General features: G+C 68.3%; 23 protein-coding genes. 10 read left to right on the plus strand and 13 right to left on the minus strand.

The window, feature by feature from the left end; translation table 11 throughout:
* The first annotated feature begins 25 nt into the window (after positions 1 to 25).
* Positions 26 to 2,074, plus strand: a complete 2,049-nt coding sequence (locus QH168_RS12995; protein WP_280234846.1) for a neutral/alkaline ceramidase — start codon at positions 26 to 28, stop codon at positions 2,072 to 2,074.
* A 4-nt stretch (positions 2,075 to 2,078) separates the two neighbouring features.
* On the opposite strand, the gene QH168_RS13000 is transcribed toward QH168_RS12995, so the two are convergent.
* A complete protein-coding gene (locus QH168_RS13000) occupies positions 2,079 to 2,318 on the minus strand; it encodes a DUF2530 domain-containing protein (RefSeq protein ID WP_280234847.1) in 240 nt (79 codons plus the stop codon).
* Between the two features lie 129 nt (positions 2,319 to 2,447).
* Here QH168_RS13000 and QH168_RS13005 point away from each other — a divergent pair, with 129 nt between their 5' ends.
* Positions 2,448 to 2,885: a MarR family winged helix-turn-helix transcriptional regulator gene (locus QH168_RS13005; RefSeq protein ID WP_280234848.1), complete on the plus strand. Its 438-nt coding sequence runs from the start codon at positions 2,448 to 2,450 to the stop codon at positions 2,883 to 2,885.
* Positions 2,886 to 2,957: 72 nt separating this feature from the next.
* Here QH168_RS13005 and QH168_RS13010 read toward each other — a convergent pair whose 3' ends face one another.
* Positions 2,958 to 3,374 carry a YccF domain-containing protein gene (locus QH168_RS13010; RefSeq protein WP_280234849.1) on the minus strand — a complete coding sequence of 139 codons (417 nt, stop codon included), beginning with the start codon at positions 3,372 to 3,374 and terminating at the stop codon, positions 2,958 to 2,960.
* An 85-nt stretch (positions 3,375 to 3,459) separates the two neighbouring features.
* Entirely contained in the window at positions 3,460 to 4,665 is a 1,206-nt protein-coding gene (locus QH168_RS13015) for a GNAT family N-acetyltransferase (RefSeq protein WP_280234850.1), read from the minus strand.
* Positions 4,666 to 4,755: 90 nt separating this feature from the next.
* On the opposite strand from QH168_RS13015, the gene QH168_RS13020 reads away from it, so the two are divergent.
* Positions 4,756 to 5,559: a TrmH family RNA methyltransferase gene (locus QH168_RS13020; protein ID WP_280234851.1), complete on the plus strand. Its 804-nt coding sequence runs from the start codon at positions 4,756 to 4,758 to the stop codon at positions 5,557 to 5,559.
* The gene (locus QH168_RS13025; protein ID WP_280234852.1) at positions 5,556 to 5,858 is read left to right on the plus strand and encodes a DUF2537 domain-containing protein; all 303 of its coding nucleotides are present in this window, start codon (positions 5,556 to 5,558) and stop codon (positions 5,856 to 5,858) included. Before QH168_RS13020 ends, QH168_RS13025 begins: the two co-directional genes overlap by 4 nt.
* A 53-nt stretch (positions 5,859 to 5,911) precedes the next feature.
* On the opposite strand, the gene QH168_RS13030 is transcribed toward QH168_RS13025, so the two are convergent.
* The 3 genes from QH168_RS13030 to serC all read right to left on the minus strand — a co-directional run bounded on the left by QH168_RS13030 (position 5,912) and on the right by serC (position 9,320).
* Positions 5,912 to 6,658 carry a DUF6928 family protein gene (locus tag QH168_RS13030; RefSeq protein ID WP_280234853.1) on the minus strand — a complete coding sequence of 249 codons (747 nt, stop codon included), beginning with the start codon at positions 6,656 to 6,658 and terminating at the stop codon, positions 5,912 to 5,914.
* Between the two features lie 178 nt (positions 6,659 to 6,836).
* A complete protein-coding gene (gene sepH / locus QH168_RS13035; protein ID WP_280234854.1) occupies positions 6,837 to 7,970 on the minus strand; it encodes a septation protein SepH in 1,134 nt (377 codons plus the stop codon).
* A 225-nt stretch (positions 7,971 to 8,195) separates the two neighbouring features.
* Positions 8,196 to 9,320, minus strand: a complete 1,125-nt coding sequence (gene serC / locus QH168_RS13040) for a phosphoserine transaminase (RefSeq protein WP_280234855.1) — start codon at positions 9,318 to 9,320, stop codon at positions 8,196 to 8,198.
* A 63-nt stretch (positions 9,321 to 9,383) separates the two neighbouring features.
* Here serC and QH168_RS13045 point away from each other — a divergent pair, with 63 nt between their 5' ends.
* Positions 9,384 to 10,175 carry a hypothetical protein gene (locus tag QH168_RS13045; protein WP_280234856.1) on the plus strand — a complete coding sequence of 264 codons (792 nt, stop codon included), beginning with the start codon at positions 9,384 to 9,386 and terminating at the stop codon, positions 10,173 to 10,175.
* A gap of 70 nt (positions 10,176 to 10,245) precedes the next feature.
* Here the strand turns inward: QH168_RS13045 and QH168_RS13050 are convergent, their stop codons facing one another.
* On the minus strand, positions 10,246 to 11,373 hold the full coding sequence (locus tag QH168_RS13050; protein WP_280234857.1) for a citrate synthase 2: 1,128 nt from the start codon (positions 11,371 to 11,373) through the stop codon (positions 10,246 to 10,248).
* A gap of 112 nt (positions 11,374 to 11,485) precedes the next feature.
* On the opposite strand from QH168_RS13050, the gene pdxH reads away from it, so the two are divergent.
* From pdxH to QH168_RS13070, 4 genes are all read left to right on the plus strand, one after another.
* A complete protein-coding gene (gene pdxH, locus QH168_RS13055) occupies positions 11,486 to 12,205 on the plus strand; it encodes a pyridoxamine 5'-phosphate oxidase (protein ID WP_280234858.1) in 720 nt (239 codons plus the stop codon).
* 115 nt (positions 12,206 to 12,320) lie between these two features.
* The gene (locus QH168_RS13060; protein WP_280234859.1) at positions 12,321 to 13,604 is read left to right on the plus strand and encodes an MFS transporter; all 1,284 of its coding nucleotides are present in this window, start codon (positions 12,321 to 12,323) and stop codon (positions 13,602 to 13,604) included.
* Between the two features lie 157 nt (positions 13,605 to 13,761).
* Entirely contained in the window at positions 13,762 to 15,063 is a 1,302-nt protein-coding gene (locus QH168_RS13065) for a citrate synthase (protein WP_280234860.1), read from the plus strand.
* Positions 15,064 to 15,103: 40 nt separating this feature from the next.
* Positions 15,104 to 15,463 (plus strand): FKBP-type peptidyl-prolyl cis-trans isomerase, encoded by a 360-nt coding sequence (locus QH168_RS13070; RefSeq protein WP_280234861.1) that lies wholly within the window; start codon positions 15,104 to 15,106, stop codon positions 15,461 to 15,463.
* Positions 15,464 to 15,524: 61 nt separating this feature from the next.
* On the opposite strand, the gene QH168_RS13075 is transcribed toward QH168_RS13070, so the two are convergent.
* Positions 15,525 to 15,878, minus strand: coding sequence for a MerR family transcriptional regulator (locus tag QH168_RS13075; RefSeq protein WP_280234862.1), 354 nt, complete (start codon positions 15,876 to 15,878; stop codon positions 15,525 to 15,527).
* 53 nt (positions 15,879 to 15,931) lie between these two features.
* On the opposite strand from QH168_RS13075, the gene QH168_RS13080 reads away from it, so the two are divergent.
* On the plus strand, positions 15,932 to 16,516 hold the full coding sequence (locus QH168_RS13080; protein WP_280234863.1) for an RBBP9/YdeN family alpha/beta hydrolase: 585 nt from the start codon (positions 15,932 to 15,934) through the stop codon (positions 16,514 to 16,516).
* A 22-nt stretch (positions 16,517 to 16,538) separates the two neighbouring features.
* Here QH168_RS13080 and QH168_RS13085 read toward each other — a convergent pair whose 3' ends face one another.
* The 5 genes from QH168_RS13085 to QH168_RS13105 form a co-directional block, all read right to left on the minus strand.
* Positions 16,539 to 17,588 (minus strand): hypothetical protein, encoded by a 1,050-nt coding sequence (locus tag QH168_RS13085; RefSeq protein ID WP_280234864.1) that lies wholly within the window; start codon positions 17,586 to 17,588, stop codon positions 16,539 to 16,541.
* A gap of 214 nt (positions 17,589 to 17,802) precedes the next feature.
* Positions 17,803 to 19,167, minus strand: coding sequence for a sensor histidine kinase (locus QH168_RS13090; RefSeq protein ID WP_280234865.1), 1,365 nt, complete (start codon positions 19,165 to 19,167; stop codon positions 17,803 to 17,805).
* Positions 19,168 to 19,177: 10 nt separating this feature from the next.
* Positions 19,178 to 19,897, minus strand: coding sequence for a response regulator transcription factor (locus tag QH168_RS13095; RefSeq protein ID WP_280234866.1), 720 nt, complete (start codon positions 19,895 to 19,897; stop codon positions 19,178 to 19,180).
* A 101-nt stretch (positions 19,898 to 19,998) separates the two neighbouring features.
* A complete protein-coding gene (locus QH168_RS13100) occupies positions 19,999 to 20,385 on the minus strand; it encodes a hemophore-related protein (RefSeq protein WP_280234867.1) in 387 nt (128 codons plus the stop codon).
* A 124-nt stretch (positions 20,386 to 20,509) separates the two neighbouring features.
* Positions 20,510 to 22,591 carry an AMP-binding protein gene (locus tag QH168_RS13105; RefSeq protein WP_280234868.1) on the minus strand — a complete coding sequence of 694 codons (2,082 nt, stop codon included), beginning with the start codon at positions 22,589 to 22,591 and terminating at the stop codon, positions 20,510 to 20,512.
* Positions 22,592 to 22,629 lie beyond the last annotated feature (38 nt).

The raw sequence follows: 22,629 nt of genomic DNA on the forward strand, positions 1-22,629 counted from the left end.
GCCATCTGATCGAAGGGAGTCTGTGATGTCGGTAACGCGCAGAACGATGCTCGCCGGGACGGCGGTCGGCTCGGCCGCGCTCGCCGCGGTGATGGCGCCCGGTCTGTCGGCGGTGCTCGGCGCCGCCGCGCAGGCCTCGCCCGGTGCCTACGAGATCGGCGCGGGTCTCTCCGATATCACCGGCCCGGCCGCCGAATGCGGGATGATGGGCTACTCCCAGCAGGAACAGACCACCGCGGGCATTCATCTGCGCCCGCGTGCGAGGGCGTTCATCATCGCCGCCGGTGGCCGGCGCATCGCCTACGTCGTCGCCGAGAACGGCATGATCTTCCAATCCGTGCACCGCGGCGTCATGCTCGCACTGGCCGAACGTTTCGGCGATCTGTACACCGAGCAGAACGTGCTGCTCACCTCGACGCATTCCCATGCCACCTGCGGCGGCTCGGCCCACGACTACGCCTACAACCTGGCCATTCTCGGTTTCCAGCAGCAGGTCTACGACGCCGAGGTGCAGGGCATCGTCGAGGCCGTCGCCGCCGCGCACGCCGATCTGGGACCGGGCTCGCTCGCGCTCGGCCGTGCGCAATTGCGTGATGCCAGCGTCAATCGGTCCCGAATCGCGTTCGACCGCAACCCCGAAGCCGATCGACAGTACTTCCCGGACGCCATCGACCCCGCGGTGACGGTGCTGTCGTTGCGCAAGGGTGGACGCGAGATCGGCGCCATCACCTGGTTCGCCACCCACAACACCTCGATGACCAACGAGAACCGGTTGATCAGTTCCGATAACAAGGGCTACGCGGCGTTCAGCTTCGAACACACCGAACACGGCGTGCGATATCTGGACGGGCGTGCCGATTTCATCGCGGCCTTCGCGCAGACCAATTCCGGTGATATGTCACCGAATCTGAATCTGCGGCCCGGTTCCGGCCCGACCGATGACGAATTCGACAACACCCGCATCATCGGCGATCGGCAGTATCGCGCCGCGAAATCGGCATTGTCGACGGCCGAATCGATCAGCGGTCCGGTCGACGCGATGCTGTGCTACATCGATCTGGCCGATATCGGCGTCGACGGCCGGTTCACCCCCGACGGTCTGCCGCGCCGCACCGCGCCTGCCGCGGCGGGTGTGTCCCTCGTCGCCGGAAGTGTCGAGGACGGGCCCGGTCTGCCGGGCGGACCGATCCCGGAGGGCGTCACCAATCCGTTCCTGTCCGCGCTCGGTGATCCGGGTGCCGCCGCGCCCGCCTGGCTCGCCGACGCACAGGCGCCCAAGGCGATCGCCGCACCGCTCGGGCTGTTGCCGCCGGTGCCGTGGGTGCCGAATGTGCTGCCGATTCAGCTGGTCCGCATCGGTGAGTTGTATCTGGCCGCGGCGGGTGGCGAGTTCACCATCGTCTCCGGTCTGCGGGTGCGCCGGGCCGTCGCGGCGGCGCTCGGTGTGGATGTGGAGCAGGTGCTGATGCAGGGGTACGCCAATGCCTATCACCAGTACGTGACCACGCCGGAGGAATACGACGTGCAGCAGTACGAGGGCGCCTCGACCCTCTACGGCCGCTACACGTTATGCGCCTACCAGCAGGAATTCACCCGGCTGGCAACGGCGTTCGCCGCCCGTCAGCCGATCGCGCGTGGTCCGGCCCCGCGTGACGTCTCCGCATTACAACCCAACCTCGTGCCGGTGCCCGGCCCGGACGCCGCACCGCAGGGCCGCGGTTTCGGCGATGTGCTCGTACAACCGGCGCCCGCTTGTGCACCGGGAACCCGTGCCGAGGTCGAGTTCGTCTCGGCGCATCCGAAACACAACCCGCGGCGCAACGGCACCTTCCTCGAGGTGCAGCGGCGCACCGGTTCCGGGCGTTGGGAGCGGGTGGCCAACGAGGGCGAATGGGCGGTGCGGTTCCATTGGAGTTCACCCGGCCCCGGAGTCTCGGTGGCCCGATTCACCTGGGACATCCCTGGCGATGCGACGCCCGGTCGCTACCGCTTCCAACATTTCGCCGACCGGCTGGGTGCGGACGGCTCGCTGACGCCGATCGTCGGGACCAGCGACGAGTTCGATATCGCCTGACGGCTCAGAGCCCGGTCTGTGCGCCCTTGTCCCCCCGCCGCGCACCGCGACGCTGAACGAAGAAGATCGTGTACCCGAGCAAGCCGACCGCAAGCCCCATCAGGCAGACCGGTCGCGCCCATTCCCAGCGGTCGCCACTCAGCCACACCACCACCGTGGCCAGCGCCCACAGCGCGCTGCCGACCGCGAGGACCGGCCGTGGGTCGGTCAGTCGCTGCGGGATCTGCGGAACCTGCTGGGGCACGGTGCCCAGATTAGTGGACCCGTCCCGCGCCGGGAGTTGTCGGCCTGCGCATACCGGCAGCGAATGGGAGATACGGGTAGCCGGCGAACATGCGTGCAGTCGGGGCACGGTCCCGTATCGTGCTCAACTGTGACAACGCCATCGGATGTTCGGGAGCTCGCGGGTGAGCTGTCGCTGGCGGTCGTACGTTTGACGCGGCATCTGCGTGGGCGGCGAACCGATTCGCAGATCTCGCTGACCCAGCTCTCGGTGCTGGCCACCCTGCACCGCGACGGCGCCATGACTCCCGGCGCCCTCGCCGCCAAGGAGCGGGTGCAGCCACCGTCGATGACCAGGGTCATCGCCTCGCTCACCGATATCGGTCTGGTGGCGCGTGATCCGCATCCCACCGATGGTCGTCAGATCATCGTGTCGCTCTCGGCGAAGGGTCGCGCGTTGATCGCCGATGAGGCCAGCGCCCGTGAGGCCTGGATGACCGATCAGCTCTCCAGCCTGACGCCGGATCAGCTGGATGTGCTGGCGCGGGCGGTCACGATCATGAAGCAGATCGTCGCCGAATCCGAATAACGTCCCACCTCCGCATTCACTGCGGCCATGCGGTCCGATGCTGGCACGCGACTCGGCGGCCGCGGCAGCCGTTCAGGATGAGTAGCGGTAGTTCGGGGCGAACGCCTGATCCGAATCCACGATGTCCTTGCCCAGCGGGAACAGCGCCAGCGGGATCAGCTTCAGATTGGCCCATCCGAACGGGATGCCGATGATCGAGAGGAACAGCGGGATGCTGGTGAGCAGGTGTCCCAGGGCCAGCCACCAGCCCGCGACCACGAACCAGATGATGTTGCCGATCAGCGAGCCCGCACCGGCGCCCGGCTTGTCGACAGTGGTGCGGCCGAACGGCCACAGCACATAGGCGGCATTGCGCAGGGCGGCGACGCCGAACGGGATGGTGATGATGAGGATGAAGCAGATCACCGCCGCCACCAGGTAGCCCAGCGCCATCCAGAATCCGGCGAAGAGCAGCCAGAGGATATTGAGGATGAGCCGGATCACCTGCATGACTCGAGCATGCCAGGTCCGGGCGTGGTTCGCATCCATTCCTCGCCCTGGCGTACTCCTTGGCAGTGGCCGGGCGTGCTCGGTGTCAGAACGACCAGCCGAGTTCGGCCGCGCGTTCGGCGGCGAAGGCCTGCTCGACCGCACGCATCAACCCGGAATCCTTGGTGCGCAGCCGGTTCGCCGCGGCGAACCCACCGGCCGGATGCGCACCCAGGTACAGGCTGCCGAGCACATCGATGCCGAGTTCCAGTTCGGCGTCCCGGTCGGTCGGCGCGCATTCGGCGATACCGTCGCGGACCCGCAGCGCGAAGGTGCCGCCCGCGTCGCGGAAGGGATCGTGCACCGCGAGCACCACGTCCACATCGCCCTGATAGGTGCGCGCCGACAGGGCTGCGGGAACGTCCATGAGCCGCAACCACACGCCGTCGCAGCGGCCGGTGGTGCGGACCAGCCGGGGATCGGTGAGCAGATACTCGAGCGGATCGCCGTCGGTGACGGCGGCTTCGATCCGGTCCACCAGATCCAGACCGAGCAGGGCGCGCCACAGCGCGATGTGCGCATCGGTGGTCACCGCGCGTAGTTCGACCACATCGGCCACCGAACCGTCGGCGCCGTGGCGGTAGCGGTACAGCGCGTAACCGTCGGGATGTACCAGGGCGAACAGGTCGGTCCCGCCGCCACGGAAACGTTCGGGATCGCCGAAGCGCAACGCCCAGGCGGCATCGGGACGCATCTGCGCACCGGGCACGATGCGGCGCCAGCGGTCGTAGACGGCCCGGATCGGCTGCTGCGCGGCGGCGAGCGCCACCAATTCGACGCCACCGGGATCCGGCGTCGACGGCAGCAGGGCCGCGGCCCGCCGGTCCACCCGGATGCTCCGCTCGACCACGGCGGGCCCGTAGCCGAAGCGTCCGTAGATCCCGCCCTCGCTGGCGGTGAACATGGTCAGCGGCAGTCCGGCGGCCTCGGTCCGACGATGCTGTTCGGTGTACATCGCGCGCAGGATGCCGCGGCGCCGATGGGTGGGCGCCACCGCGACGCCCGCGATACCGGTCGCCGCGACCTCGCGGCCGCCCGGCACGGTGAGCGTCATCGTGGTGGCCTGGGTGTGCCCGACGACCCGACCGCCCGCCTCGGCGACCAGCGCCTGATCCAGCGGGAACAGCCGCGGCAGCTGCTCGACCTCCTCCGGGGAGACCCGGGTGGCGAAACTCGCCTCGAGGAGGAGTTGGATGGCGGCGGTGTCGGCGGGCTCCGCCGACCGGATCACGACTGCGTCCTGGATGGCCATAGTCGAAACGATGGCACTCCCGCGCTGTGCGCGCACCCGAATTTCCGGCCGGGTCGGGCGCGGTGGCGCGGGATTGGCAGGATGTCGGCTGTGGCGGTGGTTGTGGATATCGACGAGGTGAGCGATCCCCGGGTCGACGACTTCCGGGATCTGAAGTCGGTCGATCGCAGGCCGGACCGTCCCGGCGGCAAGGGGCTGGTGATCGCCGAAGGTGTGGTGGTCGTGCGGCGGATGCTGGAGTCGCCCTTCCGCCCGCACGCACTGCTCGGGACGGCGAAGCGCTGCGAGGAACTGGCCGCCGACCTCGCGGAGATCGACGCGCCCTACTACCGGGCCTCGGCCGAGGTGATGGCCGAAGTGGTCGGATTCCACCTCAACCGCGGGGTGCTCGCCGTCGCGCACCGTCCGCCCGAACGCACCCTCGACGAGGTCATCGACGGTGCGCGCACCGTCGCCGTCCTGGAGGGCGTGAACGACCACGAGAACCTCGGCTCCATGTTCCGCAATGCGGCCGGTCTCGGCGCCGACGCCATCCTGTTCGGTGAACGTTGCGCCGACCCGCTGTATCGGCGGGCGGTGCGGGTCTCGATGGGGCATGTGCTCCGGGTGCCGTTCGCGCGTGTTCCCGGCTGGCCCGACGGCCTGGACATCCTGCGCCGCGCGGGGTTTCAGATCATCGCGTTGACCCCGAATCCCGCGGCGATGAACCTGGCGACGGCCATGACCGGTGATCGGGTGGCGCTGCTGCTCGGCGCGGAGGGCCCCGGGCTGACCGAAGAGGCCATGGCGGCCACCGACGTCCGCGCGCGCATCCCGATGAGCCCCGGCACCGATTCGCTGAATGTGGCGACCGCGGCCGCGATGGCGTTCTATGAACGGGTGAGGACGACATGAGCGATCTGTCGAACAACCCCTACGACCCGTACCACGACAGCCAGGACCCCACCCCGTGGTCGGCGGGCATCACGGTGACGGTGCTGGTCGCGGTGTTGACCACGGTCGCGGTCTACGCCTTCGGCGCCGCGCTCGCCGAGGTCCATCCGCTGCTGTCGGTGGCGGTCAATCTGGTCGCGGTCGGCGGGGTCGCACCCACCGCATGGCGCTGGCGTACCGCGCCGGTCACCCGCTGGGTTCTCGCGGGCGGCGTGATCGGTGTCGTGCTGGCGTGGCTGGGGCTATTGCTCGGCGGCTAGCAGGGTCGGTTGCGGTGCCAACCGATTCACCCGCACCGCTGAGCGGTGTCAGCTCAGCCCACCGGATCACCGCGCCGCAGCCACGACAGCAGACCGCGGCGTGGTTTGCCGTTCGCGATATGTGGCTGATTCTCGCCGGTGCGCGCCACCGGATCGGGCGCCTGGCCTTTCGGATACAGCGTGAAACCGCACACCGAGATATCGCCCGGCAGTAGTGCGCCGTCGCCCGCCGGTGCGCGGTAATGGAAGCCGAGCCATTCGTTATTGGCCGCGTCCGCGAAATCGGGGGGATCGAACGGCAGAATCTGCGGGTCGGGCATATCGCCCACCTGTAAACGGATCGGATGTTCACCCGCCCAGTAGGAACGCTCCCACACCAGCGGCAGGCCTTCGTCTTCGAGGATGTGCACCCGGTTGGCGCTGAACGAGCGGCGGAATTCACCGCGCTCCCAATGCGCGAACGAACCCCAGCGGTGCGCGGTGTCGAAGGCGATCAGATAGGTGTGCTCGGAGGCCAGCGGCCGGATCAGCGGCGTGGGCAGCGCGGTCGGCCGTACCCGCGCCATCTGCGGCGAACACACCACGGTGACACCGGGATAGCAGCCGATGTACACCTCGTCGGCGTCGGGTCCGGCACAGCCGCCGAGCGTGCCGACCATGATCGGCACCACGTCACTGTCGGGGTGCAGCTGTTCGGCCAGCGCTCGCGCGGCGTCGGGATCGGATGCGTGATCCTCGCGCAGCACCGCCGCCGGATCGGGTGCGTCGACGTACCAGACAGACGAAGCCTTGGACAGCATTTTCGGCACCTCCCGAGTTGCACGAAAGAGCTCCGCGAACTTCGGGCAATGCACGGTGCGCGTAAGGCGTTCCGTGCACGGCCCTATGTCGACCGCAGCCGACGACACACCGAAAAATCTACTCGCCCCCGCCGCATCATGATGCGGATTTGCCCGTTACGACCTCGTCGACGCGGGTTCAGTGACCGGAGCTGCGAACTCCGAGCAACACGTCTTCCCACGACGGCATGGGCGCCTTGCCGCGCTTGGTCCGGGCGGGCTTGGCCGTCTTGGCGGCGCCCGCCTTGGCCTCTTCGGCGGTGTTCTTGGTCTCGGGCGCGTCCGGTTCCGTTGCCGCGGCGGGCACCTCGACCGCCTCCGGTGCGGTGCGGTCGACGGTCTCGACGCGACTGTCGGACTCGGCAGGCGCGCCGGTGTCGGTGCGTGCGGCGGGCTCGGTGTGCGCGGTATCGGCGCGACCACCTGCCGTCGGCGCCTTCGGGCTCGCTGCCGTAGCGCCGGTGGCCGAACCACCGGCCGCCGGAATCGCACCCGACGTCCCGGCCGCGGGCAGTGCGGTCGTGCCGCCCGCCGCGACCGCGCGCTGCTCGTAGAACTCTTCGAGCGCGGGCTGATTCTGCGGGAGGGCGGCGGTTTCGCGCGGCTGCTGCCTCGGTTCGGCGGGCGGCTCCACCGGGGCGGGTGCCTGCGGCTCCTCCGGCAGGATCGTGGCCAGACCACGCAGCGCGCGCCCGAAATCGGGATCGATCAGATCGGCGGCCGGATCATCGAGCGGGGAGACCGTTCCGCCGTGCGCGTCCGGCTGGTACCGCCAATGCGCGGCGATCTCCGAACGTCCGTTCTGCCACTGGAGCTGGGCGACCCAGAAACCCTTCTCGTCTTTCCAGGCATCCCATTCGGCGTTTTCCAAAGTGTGCCCGCGCGCGGTGAACGCGGCGGTGACCACATCGATGAGGATTTCCACCGCGGGACCATCGGGCCGCACCGGATGGGCCTTCTGCGCCAGTTCGGCGGCGCGGGCCCGCTCCAGCAGAACCGGATAGGCGAAACGTTCGACCCGGCTGGCCGGCATGCCGGATTCATCGGTGACCTGGGCTACGGAGGCACCGGCGCGGATACGGGCCTGGATATCGCGTGGTCGCATAGTCGCTTCCATTTCGATCTCGATCTGGCCGAATCGGGCAAGGTCTCCGCGGGCGGCGGCACGCAGTTTGTCATCGGCGGGAAGCCGGAATTTCTGGCCGCTTTCGGTGTCCACACAGACGATATGGGCGGAATCGGGCGTCACGCCGATCACTCGAAGTTCACGCACCGTTACCTCCTTATCGCGTCGGCTCGCGACACCGCCCACGTTCTGGAACAGTAGTGCACTTCTGTAAATCCCGCCGCAAGACACGCGGCATCGAAATCTACCCCTAACGCACCGCGCACGGCTAATCTGCTCTATTCCGTTGCGAACCAACCAGTTTGCCCCGCTTGACAAAAAGAGAACCCGCCACGCGGTCGGCGCGGCGGGTTCTCGCTGGTTTCGGGTGGTTCAGCCCAGCTTTTCCACTACCCAGTCGACGGCCTTGGTCAGCTGGGTGACGTCCTCGGGATCAATGGCAGGGAACATGCCGATCCGCAGCTGGTTACGGCCGAGCTTGCGGTAGGGCTCGGTATCGACGATGCCATTGGCGCGCAGCACCTTGGCCACCGCGGCGGCGTCGACCGAATCGGCGAAGTCGATGGTGCCGACGACCTGCGAGCGGTGCGCCGGATCGGTGACGTACGGGGTGGCGAATTCGCTCGACTCGGCCCACGAGTACAGACGCGAGGACGAATCGAGGGTCCGCTTGACCGCCCAGTCCAGGCCGCCGTTGCCGTTGAGCCATTCGATCTGGTCGGCGAACAGCAACAGGGTGGCCAGCGCCGGCGTGTTGTAGGTCTGGTCCTTGGTGCTGTTGTCGATCGCGATCGGCAGCGACAGGAAGTCGGGGGTCCAGCGACCGGAGGACTTGATCTCCTCCACCCGAGCCAGTGCGGCCGGGCTCATCAGCGCGATCCACAGACCACCGTCGGCGGCGAAGCACTTCTGCGGCGCGAAGTAGTAGACATCGGCATCGGTGATGTTCACCGGCAGACCGCCCGCGCCCGAGGTGGCGTCGATGGCGATCAGCGCGTTGTCCGAACCGGCCGGACGCTGCACCGGGATGGACACACCGGTGGAGGTCTCGTTGTGCGCCCAGCCGATCAGATCGACCGACGGGTCCGACACCGGCTCGGGCGCGCTGCCCGGATCGGCCGAGACGACGATCGGGTCGCCGATGAAGGGGTTGTTCTTGGCCACCGAGGCGAACTTGGAGCTGAACTCACCATTGGTCAGATGCAGCGAACGCTCCCGGATCAGGCCGAAGGCCGCGGCGTCCCAGAACGCGGTGGTGCCACCGTTGCCGAGCACGACCTCGTAGCCGTCGGGCAGCGAGAACAGCTCGCGCAGACCCGAGCGCACCCGCGCGACGACATCCTTGACCGGCTTCTGCCGATGGCTGGTTCCGAACACCGAGGCGCCCACCTCGACCAGGGACCGCAACTGCTCCGGTCGCACCTTGGAGGGGCCGCAGCCGAAACGTCCGTCGGCGGGCTTGAGGTCGTCGGGAATGGTCGGGAACGCACTGGTCATGGCGAACAGCGTAGTCGCGGTATCGCTGTGTTGTGTACCACACTCCGGCTAACCTGAACCCTCATGAGCATGCTGTCGGCAAACTCCGCGCGGCGATCGCGCGGAGCGCAGGGTCGGCGTTCGTCCCGGGTGGTGCGGCGGGTTCGGCGGGGCAGGGCGCGCGGGGACGTCACGGCGGGTGCGGGTGCCAGGCGTTCGGGAATCGGGCTGTGGCTGCTCGGCGCCGGTCTGGCGCTGTCGAGTCTGCGGCCGCGGCTGCCGTGGCGGATCGGCGCGCAGTCGGGCGTGCTGACCGGGTCGGCGCGGCGTGAGCTGTTGCTGCGCGGTACGCACGGCACGGCCACCGTGCTTGGTGTGCGACCGCGCCGCAGGGAGGCCGGGCACGTGTTCTGGGTGCGGGTGCAGCTCGACGGGGAGTTGCCCTACGAGACCAGAGTGCGCCAGCGCGTGCGTGAGGCGGACCTGGACCGGATGCGTCCGGGTGACGTGATCTTCTGCCGGGTCGATCCGGGTGATCGCGAGCGGGTGGTCCTGCACGTCTCGAACGACGCCGATCCGGGTCGGGTCGGCATCGCCAAGATCCTGTCCGACGGCCGCCGCGCCGAGGCGACGGTACTGGCCGCGACACCGATGGCGGCCGATTACTCCGGACGCGACGATCCGGTGCTTCGGCTCGACCTCGAGGTCCACGCGTGGGACGAACCGGCGCCGTGGCGCGTTCGGCTGGTGCAGCCGGTGCCGCTGGCCGCGATCGGGCTCATCGACCTCGGTAACCGGCTCGAGGTGGCGTTCTTCACCGTCGACCGCGGTGAATCGGTCGCCGTCGACTGGGCCGCCTCGCTGGGGGAGCGGTAGCCGGATGCGCACCGCCGAGACGGCGATACGCGGCGTGGGGGCAGCGGTACCCGCCCGTGAACGGGCGGAATCAGCTGTGCGCGATGGCCGCCCAGCCCGCGACCTCATCGGGCTTACGTGGGCCGGGACCGGTGTAGATGGCGGCCGGACGCACCAGCTTGCCGAGCCGCTTCTGTTCGAGGATGTGCGCGCACCAGCCGGCGGTCCGGCCGCAGGTGAACATGGCGGGCATCATATGGGCCGGCACCTCGGCGAAATCGAGGATGACCGCTGCCCAGAACTCGACATTGGTCTCGATGGCGCGGTCGGGGCGACGCTCACGCAGTTCGGCCAGCGCGGCCTGCTCCAGCGCGGCGGCGACCTCGAAGCGCGGCGCGGCCAGCCGCTGCGCGGTACTGCGCAGCACCCTGGCGCGCGGGTCCTCGGCCCGGTACACCCGGTGTCCGAAGCCCATCAGCTTCTCTTTGCGGTCGAGGATGCCTTTGACCAGTGCGCGGGCATCGCCGGTGCGCTCGACCTCTTCGATCATCGGCAGCACGCGCGCCGGGGCCCCGCCGTGCAGCGGTCCCGACATGGCGCCGATCGCGCCCGACAGCGCGGCGGCCACATCCGCGCCGGTGGAGGCGATCACCCGGGCGGTGAAGGTCGAGGCGTTCATCCCGTGTTCGGCGGCCGAGACCCAGTAGGCGTCGATGGCCTCGGTGTGCCGCGGGTCCGGGTCGCCCTTCCAGCGGGTCATGAACCGCTCGGTGACGGTGGTGCACTCGTCGATCTTCTGCTGCGGGACCGCGGGCTGATAGATACCGCGCGCGGACTGCGCGACATAGGACAGCGCCATCACCGAGGCGCGCGCCAGGTTCTCCCGTGCGGTCGCGTCATCGATGTCGAGCAGCGGCTCGTAGCCCCAGATCGGGGCGAGCATGGCCAGGCCGGCCTGTACGTCGACCCGGACGTCACCGGTGTGCACCGGCAGCGGGAACGGTTCGGCGGGCGGCAGGCCGTGACCGAACTCACCGTCGACCAGCAGCGCCCAGGCGTCGCCGAAGGTCACCCGATTGGCGACCAGATCTTCGATATCCACCCCGCGGTATCGGAGAGCGCCGCCGTCTTTGTCGGGTTCGGCGATATCGGTGGTGAATGCGACGACACCCTCGAGGCCGCTGACGAAGTCCGGGGGAACCGCAGGGCTGGTAGTCATGTGGTGACTCTCCTCGCACGTCGGGTCGCATGGCTCGCGGTGCACGGCGATCGCGGCACATGCCGATCACCAAAACCTTAGCCCCTTGCTACTGCGGAGTAACGTCTGCCCCATGCGTGACCTGGACAATTCCTACCCGGATCTCGCCGCCATGCGCGTCGAGTACGGCGGCGGCCCGTTCGACAGCGAAGGCGCGCCGGGTACCGGCGCACGCGATTCCGATCTCGACGAGACCTGGCTGGCCGGCGGCTGGGAGCCGCTACTGCGGCATTGGATCGAACAGGCCACCGCGGTGGGCATCGCCGAACCGAACGCCATGGTCCTCGCCACCGTCGCGCTGGCCGCCGACGGCACACCGCGTCCGGTCGCGCGCACCGTGCTGTGCAAGGGGCTGTCCCCCGAAGGCGTGACCTTCTACACGAATTACGACTCCGCCAAAGGCACCCAGCTGGCGGCGGTGCCGTTCGCGGCGGCCACCTTCGTCTGGCCCGCACTCGGCAGGCAGGTGCATCTGCGCGGCCCGGTGCAGCGGGTCTCGGACGAGACCACCGGCGTGTATTGGCGCTCGCGCCCACGTGATTCGCAGCTGAGTGCATGGGCCTCGCATCAATCCAGGCCCATCGCTTCACGGGCCGAACTCGATCGCGCACTGGCCGAGACCACCGCGCGGTTCGCCGGCGTGGACGCGATCCCGGTGCCACCACACTGGGGCGGCTATCTGCTGCGACCCGATGAGGTGGAGTTCTGGCAGGGGCGACAGGGGCGGCTGCACAATCGCATTCGGGTGGACGTCGACGGTGACCGGATGACGGTCCAGCGCCTGCAACCCTGATTCGGCCGACCCGGATTCGCGATATCGCCGGTCGCATGGCCGAGAAGTAATGCGTCCGATGATGTGATGAATAAGGCCTGGATCAATCGAGCCGCACTCGAATAATCTGCGCCTGGTGAGACTGCTCGCCGACACCAGGCCGCTGCGCGATCCGAACTATCGCCGACTGTGGACCTCCGGTGTCGTCACCACCATCGGAGCGCAACTGTCGGTGGTCGCGGTGCCGACCCAGATCTTCCAGCTCACCGGCAGTTCCGGCTACGTCGGTCTGGCCGGGCTGTTCGGGCTGGTCCCGCTGATCGTGTTCGGCCTGTGGGGCGGCGCGCTCGCCGATGTGATGGACCGGCGCACGCTGATGCTCATCACCAATGCCGGTACCGGGCTCACCGCGCTCGCCTTCTGGTTCCAAGCCGCCGCGGGATTCGCCAACGTTTGGGTGGTGCTCGGTCTGTTCGCCGTGCAGCAGGCCTTCTTCGCGGTGAATCAGCCCACCCGCAGCGCGACCATTCCCCGGCTGCTGCCGGAAAGTCAGCTCGCCGCGGCCAATTCGCTGTCCATGACGGTCACCCAGTTCGGCGCCATCGCCGGACCGGTGCTCGCGGGCGCGCTCATCCCGCTGATCGGGCTGTCCACGCTGTATCTGATCGACGCCATCGCCCTGCTGGTCACACTGTGGGCGGTATGGCGGCTGCCCTCGCTGCCGCCCACCGGTTCGGTGCGCCGCGCGGGCCTGCGCACGGTCGTCGATGGGTTCGCCTATCTGGCCACCCAGCGGATACTGCTCGCCTCCTTCGCCGTCGACATCATCGCCATGGTGTTCGGCATGGCGCGGGCACTGTTCCCGCAGATCGCGCACGAGACGTTCGGCGATCCCGTCACCGGCGGGGTGGCACTCGGCCTGCTGTTCGCGTCCATGTCGGCGGGCGCCGTGCTCGGCGGGGTGTTCTCCGGCTGGATACCGCGGGTGCGACGGCAGGGGCTCGCGGTGGTCGTCTGCATCGTGCTGTGGGGTCTGGCCATGGTCGGATTCGGCGCAGCGGTCGGCTGTACCGGGCACGGGCTCAGCGTCACGGTGGGTCTGTGGATCGCGCTGGCCTGTTCGGCCTTCGGCGGTGCGGTGGACATGGTCTCGGCCGCCCTGCGGATGACGATGTTGCAGACCGTGGCAACCGACGAAATGCGTGGCAGGCTGCAAGGCGTATTCATCGTGGTGGTGGCCGGTGGCCCGCGGATCGGTGATGTTGCGCACGGTTTTGCCGCGGCGAGCCTGGGTACCGCCGTCGCGGCGGCCGGCGGCGGAATCCTGGTGGTGGTCGGTGTAGTGCTCGCGGCACTGGCCTTTCCGGCCTTCGTCCGGTACCGCGTCGGCCGGTCAGAGGCCGAACCGGCGGTCGTATGAGCGCGCGACCTCACCTTCGGCGCGAACGTTTGTGAGATCGTGCCGTGGGCACCCTCCCGACCGGGCCCGGCGACGCAGCGACTAGCGTCATGGTCAAGCGCACCGCCGTGCCGACCGCACCCGGTGCCGACGGTCATAGCCTGAGAGGGATCCTTCCGTGCCCGAGAATCACATCAACGACGCCAAGCCGGTTCTGACGTACCCCGGTGGCGAATACCCGATGACGATCGCCGATGCCTCCGAGGGCAATGACGGCATCGATCTGGGCAAGCTGCTGGCGAGCACGGGATATACGACCTACGACCCCGGCTTCGTCAACACCGCCTCCACCAAGTCGGCGATCACCTACATCGACGGTGAAGCGGGCATCCTGCGCTACCGCGGGTACCCGATCGACCAGCTGGCCGAGCGTTCGACCTTCATCGAGGTGAGCTACCTACTCATCTACGGCGAGCTACCGACGCAGGCCCAGCTCGAATCGTTCACCGACAAGATCCGCCGCCACACCCTGCTGCACGAGGACCTCAAGCGGTTCTTCGACGGCTTCCCGCGCAACGCGCACCCGATGCCCGTGCTCTCCTCGGCGGTCAACGCCCTGTCGGCCTACTACCAGGATTCGCTGGACCCGCGCGACCCCGAGCAGGTCGAGCTGTCCACCATCCGCCTGCTGGCCAAGCTGCCGACCATCGCGGCGTACTCGTACAAGAAGTCGGTCGGTCAGCCGTTCCTCTACCCGGACAACTCGCTGAGCCTGGTGGAGAACTTCCTGCGGATGACCTTCGGGTTCCCGGCCGAGCCCTATGAGGTCGACCCGGAGATCGCCGCCGCGCTCGACATGCTGCTGATCCTGCACGCCGATCACGAGCAGAACTGCTCCACCTCGACCGTGCGTCTGGTGGGCTCCTCCGACGCCAACCTGTTCACCTCCGTCTCCGGTGGCATCAACGCGCTGTGGGGCCCGCTGCACGGCGGCGCCAACCAGGCCGTGCTGGAGATGCTCGACGACATCAAGGCGCAGGGCGGCGACGTCAAGGAATTCATCCGCAAGGTCAAGAACAAGGAAGACGGCGTGAAGCTCATGGGCTTCGGGCACCGCGTCTACCGCAACTACGATCCGCGCGCCGCCATCGCCAAGAAGCACGCCGACGCCATCCTGGCCAAGCTCGGCGGTGACGACGAGCTGTTCGATATCGCCAAGGCGCTGGAAGAGGCCGCCCTCACCGACGACTACTTCGTCGAGCGTCGCCTGTACCCGAACGTCGACTTCTACACCGGCGTCATCTACAAGGCCATGGGTTTCCCGACCCGCATGTTCACCGTGCTGTTCGCCATGGGCCGGCTGCCCGGCTGGATCGCGCACTGGCGGGAGATGCACAGCGAACCGCTGAAGATCGGCCGTCCGCGCCAGATCTACACCGGGTACGGCGCCCGCGATTACCACGAGATCACCAACCGCTAGATCCGACGAAGAGAACCCACATATCGAAGGGGATATGCGAATGAGCAAGCCGGAGATCGAATTCCAGGCGGGGCCCGCGCCCACCGAACTGGTCATCAAGGACATCACCGTGGGTGACGGTGCGGAGGCGGTGCCCGGTGGCACCGTCGAGGTGCACTACGTGGGCGTCGAATTCGACACCGGCGAGGAGTTCGATTCGTCGTGGAACCGCGGCGAATCCCTCACCTTTCCGCTGCGCGGCCTGATCCAGGGCTGGCAGGACGGCATCCCCGGAATGAAGGTCGGCGGTCGTCGCCAGCTCACCATCCCGCCGGAGCTGGCCTACGGTCCCGCCGGTGCGGGCCACAAGCTCTCCGGTAAGACCCTGGTCTTCGTGATCGACCTGCTCGCCGCGCAGTAGGACCGACGGATACGACAAGGCCCGCTTCTCCTCCGAGGAGCGGGCCTTCGTTCGTTTCGCACTATCCGGCGCTGTCGGCCAGTTCGGCCAGCTTTCTCCGCTTGTGGTCGAGTTCGGTGGCCTGCCGATCGAGGCGTTCGCCGATGGCATCGAGTTCGGCGCGCAAGGCCGGGCACATCTGTAGCTCTATGCCGTGCGCACCGGTCCGGACGCACTCCAGGTAGCGGCGGATCGTGGTCGTGCCGAGTCCGGCGGCGATCATCCGCCGGATCCGTTCGACGGTATCCGCGGCGTCCGCGCCGTATCGCCGGTAGCCGTTGCCGTCCCGGTTCGGGACAAGCAGTCCGGCCTCCTCGTAGTGCCGCAATGCGCGGGTGCTGACACCACAGCGTCGCGACAGCTCGCCGATCAGCATGTTCCTCCTCCAGCTTGACCTTCACGCTGACGTGAAGCCCTACCGTCACGAACATGACAGAGCTGCGTGACATTCCGGTGGTGCCCGCCCTCCGACGTGCCGTGATCGTGCATGGCTACGGCGCGACGCCCGACGACCATTGGTTCGGCTGGTTGGCACACGCGCTCGGGTCGTCCGGCATCGCCGCCGAGGTCCCCATGCTCCCGGAAGCCGATGCGCCGGACCGAACCCGATGGGCGTCCGTCATCGAGCGCACGGTGGGCACCCCCGATGCCGCGACCGCGATCGTCGCGCACAGTCTCGGCGCGTTGACCGTGCTGCGGCATCTCGCCGGTCTGCCGCATCCATGGTCGCTCCGACGATTGGTGCTGGTGAGCGGCTTTCTCGAACCCCTGCCCGTCTTGCCCGAGTTGGACGAGTTCATCGAGGGCGGATGCGCGGTGGAAGGTGTGCGATCCTCGATCGGCGCGGTGACGGTCATCCGTTCCGACGACGACGAGATCGTGCCGACGGCGCATACGGACCGGCTGGCCGCCCGGCTCGGTGTCGAATCGGTCGTGGTCCCCGGTGCGGGGCATTTCCTGGCCGATGACGGCGTCACCGCGCTCGAGGCCGCACGGGTCGCGGTGCTCGGCTAGGTGCGGCCGGTCGCGGCGCCCCTCACTCGTGGACGATCTCGACCGGGTCGGTGAGTGCGAGCGCCACCGCGGATTGCTGGCTGGAACTGCGTGGGGGCAGCGTGGCGATGGCCTTACCGGTCCGCTCGTTCAGGGTGGTGGTGAGCCCCTGGAGCTGACCGATGCCGGTCTCGATCATGCCGATGGCGGCCAGCAGTTGGGTGCCGCCCTCATCGGCGTGCCGGGGCAGGGATTCGGCGAGCTGGGCGCCTTTGGTCAATTGGTCGCTCGCGCCGGTCAGCCGGGCCACCACGGTGCGCAGCAGGGTGCCGAGGTCGGTGTTCGGGTCCGTCGCGCCGCCGACCAGCGTGCCGAGCCCGGTGAGCTGAGAACCGACCTGACCGGAGACATCGCGCAGCCCCTGCAATTTGCCGATGACATCGGCCACCTGCGGATCGTCGGCGAACGGCAGGCCGCGCAGCAGCGGAAGGATCTGATCGAGTCCCGAAGTCATCGTGTTCGCCGACTGCTGCACCTGCGCGATGGTCAGTCCGGTCGAATCCAATGCGGTGGCGAGTTGTTCGGCCTGTGCGGCGGCCCCGTCGACGGTGGTGTTCAGCAGTTCGATCGCCGAAGTCAACTGTGCGGAACCGTCTTTGGCCATATCCAGGAAGCCGAGCAGCTGATCGGCGCCCGCCGTGAACTGATCGGCGCCCGCTGCCGCCGCGTTCACCCCCGCATTGAGCAACTGGGCGGTGAACTGCACACTCGTCATCTCCGATCTGGCCGCGGCGGTGGCCGATAGCGCCGCGTCCACACCCGCGGCGCCGATGTGCTGAGTCACCGTGGCCACGGCCCCGTTCACCAGCTCGGCGTCCGCGTCCGAATGCGTCGCCACCGTGACCTGCGCCCGCCGCGGTTGCGGCCCGGCCAGCGTGCCCATGGATTCGGTCAGATCGGCGGGCAGTGTGATGACGGCCGCGTAGTCGTCGCTCTCGACCGCCTCGGGCGCCACCACCGCCCATTCATAACCACCGGCCTGCTGCACGGCCTCGACCACCCGCTCACCGGTCGGTCCGGAATCGACGTTCACCAACGCGATTCCGCTCGGCGCAGCAGAGGAACGCCCGCAAGCGGCGAACCCACCGACCGCCCCGACCCCGACGATGACAGCAGCGAGAAGTGCCCAGCGGGCCCGTTTTCCGATCACTGCGACGACAGTAGATCCGCGTTATGTTGCCGCTGTTGGTAATTCTCTGAGGTTTCGGTAAGGACAGCGATCGGTGGTCGCCGGTAGATCCCGGCGGTCAGATCGCCGGTGCCGGTCGTGCGGGCAGGTCGAGGACCAGGCGGATTCCGCCGAGCGTCCCGTCATCGAAATAGGCCTGTCCACCATGTAGCTGCGCCTGCTGGGCGACCAATGCGAGACCGAGTCCGGAACCGCCCTTGGTGGCTTGGCTTCCGCGGTAGAAGCGGTCGAAGACCGCCTGGCGCTCCTCGGGTGGGATGCCGCGGCCGTTGTCGTCGATGGAGACGACGATATGGCCGTTCGGTGCTCGGTGCGCGGAGACCAGTGCTTCGGTGGCGCCACCGTGTTTGACCGAGTTGGCCAGGGCATTGTCGACGGCGAGGCGTAACCCGGCGGGCAGCCCGCGGGTGACGAGTTCGGCGTCGGTGTCGATGCGGACGGTGAAGTCGGGGAAGTGGCGCATGGCGTCGTGGGCGGCCTGATCGCACAGGTCGCCCACATCGGTGTCGACATGGTCGCGTTCATGGGTGAGGTCGCCGGAGGCGAGGCGTTCCAGCGCGGACAGCGTGGCCTCCACCCGGCCCTGGCTGCGGTGCAGATCGTCGAGGATTTCCGTGCGCTGGGCCTCGTCCAGGTCGAGGGTGCGCAGGACCTCGAGGTCGGTGCGCATCGCGGTCAGCGGAGTGCGCAGTTCGTGCGCGGAGACCGCGGCGAAATCGCGGGCGGTCTCCAATGCGGCGGCGGTTTCGCCCTGGGCCTGATCGACCCGCGACAGCATGGTGTTCACCGCGTCGGCGAGTTTCTCGGCCTCCAGTACACCGGAGCCGTCCACCGGCTGTGGTGGATGTGCGGGATCGCGATAGCCGCTGCGCGCCCCCACCTGACGGGTCAGATCAACGATCGGCCGTACGGCGCGCCCACCGAACAGCCAGCCGAGCCAGGCCGCCGCGGCGATGGCGACCAGCCCACCACCGAGCACCCAGCGCTGCTGTTCGGCGGTGGCGCGGGCCGCGTCGGCATTGGGGATGCCCATCGAGACCGTTCGGCCGGGTTGCTGATTCTCGGTCGTGGTGAGCACACGATAGGACGCACCGTCCACGGTGACAGTGCGGGACCCGGTCGGCAGATCGGGGAGTTCGATCGCGGTGGTCGCGGTCAAGGCGCCGTCATCGCGCACGGTGAGGGCCATGTCCTCGTTGGGGCCGATGAGGTTGACGAGTCCGACGGCGATCACCGGATCGATGAGCACCAGCCTGGACGCGAGGGTGAGCTGCTGATCGGTCTGCTCGACATTGACCCGTTCGATCGCCTGCAAGGTGATGACGCTGAGAATGGTGATGACCAGGATCGCGCCCGCGACCGCCGCACCGGCGACCCTGGTGCGCAGCGAATAGGTGCGCCGCCGCGCGCGGCCGGTGGTCATATGTGCCACATCATTTCGGCGCCCGCAAGACGAACCCGACCCCGCGGATCGTGTGCAGCAACCGCGGCGTGCCCTCGACTTCCAGTTTGCGCCGCAGATAACCCACGAACACGTCCACCACATTGGTGTCGGCGGCGAAATCGTAGCCCCACACCAGTTCCAGCAGCCGCTCCCGGCTCAACACCACCCCCGCATTGCGGGCCAGCGTGGACAGCAGTTCGAATTCCCGCTTGGTCAGGTCGATTTCGCGGCCGTCGAGCAGGGCCCGGTATCCGGCCACGTCCACCTCGAGCGGTCCGACGGTGACCGCGCCGGGCGTGGTCGGCGCCGGCGTATCGGACCGCCGGCGCAGCAGCGCCTTGATCCGCGCCACCAGTTCGGCCAGGACGAACGGCTTCACCAGATAGTCGTCGGCGCCGGATTCCAGTCCGGCGATCCGGTCGTCGACCGAACTGCGGGCGCTGAGCACACAGATCGGGACCTCGTTGCCCATGGCCCGCAGCGCCGTCACCACACCGGCGCCGTCGAGCACGGGCATATTCATATCCAGCACGATGGCGTCGGGGGAGTGCTCGTTGACCGAGCGCAGGGCCGCGCCACCGTCGCGGGCCACCAGGACCCGGAAGCCGGACAGGCGCAGCCCGCGCTCCACCGAGGCGAGCACGTCCTCGTCGTCGTCGACGACGAGGACGGTCGGGTTCACGTTTCGCTCGCTGGTCACGTCGTTCATTGTGCCGCCGTTTCCCGGTGCGGCCCGGTCGCGGACCTGCCGCGGTGCGTCGCGATATCGGCACCACCATCCGGCACCGACCGGCGAGCGTCAGCGGTCATTCAGTAGTTGCGGCAGGTGTCGGCCACTTTCTGAATGGTCTGGCTCAGACCCGAGGCGCGGGGATCGTTCTCGGCCTGCTGCGCGGCTTCGGGGTTCTCGTCGATATAGCGCTGGAGTTCGGCGCGCCGCTGTTCGACCGGCTGTTCGAACTTGGCTTGCAGTTCCGCCTTGACCTCCGGGTTCGCATCCAGCATCGCCGCCAGCTGCGGGGCCTGATCGTGCAGCGCGGCATCGACCTGTGCGAACGAACAGTCGGACTCGAGCAGCGGCGCGGCCAGCTCCATCGGTCCGGCGGACGCGACGGCCGGGCTGAGGAACGCGGTCACGGTGGCGGCCCCGGCCACGGTGAGTGCCGCGAGGGTGGCCCTGCCACGAAAACGGTTCATAGTGCTGCCTCCTACAAGATCGATGACGGACGCCTCGACGCTATTGCCCCGTGCTGGCATGCGTGTGAGCCGCTCCTGTGAAAACTCTGAGGACGCATGCGGAGCTGCCGACGGTGCGGATGAACTACGGCGCGACCGGATCCGAATCCGATACGACCTCGCCGGAATTGCCGTTCCCGTTGCCCTCGCCATCGGGCGGGCGGCTGGTGAACAGCTCCGGTTGTGCGGCCAGGATCTGATCTTCCAGGGCGATCAACACCGAGGGATCCTCGATGGTGGACGGGACCTCGTATTCCTCGCCGGCGGTGATATGGCGGATGGTCTTGCGCAGGATCTTGCCCGAACGGGTCTTGGGCAGGCCCGCCACCACCACCGCGTCGTGCAGGGTGGCGATCGCGCCGATCTGGGTGCGCACGCGCTGGATCAGCTCCTCGCGCAACTGCTCATTGTCCACCTCGACCCCGGTTTTGAGCACCACGTATGCGATCGGGCGCTGCCCCTTGAGTTCATCGGGCAGGCCGATCACCGCGCATTCGGCGACCGCCTCATGACCCGCGATAGCGGCCTCGATACTGCCCGCCGACAGCCGGTGCCCGGCCATATTGATCACATCGTCGCTGCGGCCGAGGACGAACAGATAGCCGTCGTCGTCGAAATAACCGGAGTCACCGGTCAGATAGTGGCCGGGATAGGCCGACAGATAGGAGCGTTTGTACCGCTCGTCGTCCTGCCACAGTCCACTGAGCGCACCCGGCGGCAACGGCAACCCGATGACGATATTGCCCTCGACATTCGCCGCGACCGGATTACCGGAGGAATCGAGCACCCGCAGCCGATAGCCCGGCACCGGCACCGACGCCGATCCCGGTTTGATCGGCAGCTGTTGCAACCCCAGCGGATTGGCGCAGATCGGCCAGCCGGTCTCGGTCTGCCACCAGTGGTCGACCACGGGGCAGTCCGGACGTTCGGCCAGCAAAGTGTGCACGGCCCATTCGTAGGTCGTCGGATCGAGCCGCTCGCCCGCGCAGAACATCGCCCGCAGCGAGGACAGGTCGTGGGTGTGGGCCAATGTGGCGTTCGGATCGGCGCGGCGGATGGCACGCAGCGCGGTCGGCGCGGTGAACAACACGTGCACCCCGTATTCGGCAACCACACGCCAGTAGGCGCCCGCGTCCGGGGTACCGATCGGTTTGCCCTCGTACAGCAGTGTGGTGGCGCCGACCAGCAGCGGCGCGTAGACGATGTAGGAGTGGCCGACGACCCAGCCCACATCCGAAGCTGCCCACATCACCTGGCCGGGACTGACATCGTAGATATTGCGCATCGACCAGCTCAGCGCCACCGCGTGCCCGCCGTTGTCGCGGACCACGCCCTTCGGCCTACCGGTGGTGCCGGAGGTGTAGAGGATGTAGAGCGGATCGGTCGCGGCCACCGTCACCGGATCGGCGAGTGGGGCGTCGCGGACGGCGTCCTCCCAGTCGAGCCAGCGGGCGGCGACGGTATCGGCCGAACTCGGCAGCGATTCGGTGGCGGGTTGCGGCTCGGGGAAGGGGATCGTCGGGAACGCGGCCCGCTGCCGGACGATGACATTGCGCGGCGCGGTGGTCTGCGCCAGGTCGAGGGCCTGCATGACGATCGGTGGGTACTCGATCCGCCGGCCCGGCTCCAGCCCGCCGGAGGCGGTGATGATCAGCACCGGCTCGGCGTCATCGATCCTGGCCGCCAGTTCGGGCGCGGCGAACCCGCCGAACACCACCGAATGCACCGCGCCGATCCGCGCGCAGGCCAGCATCGCGATAACGGCCTCGGGGATCATCGGCAGGTAGATCACGACCCGGTCACCCTTGGCGACACCGAGCCGTGACATCGCGCCCGCGAACCGTGACACCTCGGTCAGCAGTTCGGCGTAGCTGTAAACCCCTCTGGCGCCGGTCATAGCCGAGTCGTATATGAGTGCGGGTTGATCGGCGCGGCCGCCCGTGCCCTCGGCGCCTTCGGGCAGCTCACGCACGTGCCGGTCGAGCGCGTTGAACGAGGTGTTGAGCCGGGCGTCCGGAAACCAGCGTGCCGCAGGTCGGGCCGTGGTGTCGATCACCTGATCGGGGGGTACCTCCCAGTCGATGGCGGTGGCAGCATGGGCCCAGAACTCGGCGGGATCGACGAGGCTGGTCTGGTAGACCGGTCGGTACTCGTTCCTCGCGTTCAACCCGTGCTCCCTAGCCTCGCTTCGATGCCCGCCTCGAT

This window comes from Nocardia cyriacigeorgica (assembly GCF_029868385.1).
Classification (GTDB): domain Bacteria; phylum Actinomycetota; class Actinomycetes; order Mycobacteriales; family Mycobacteriaceae; genus Nocardia; species Nocardia cyriacigeorgica_F.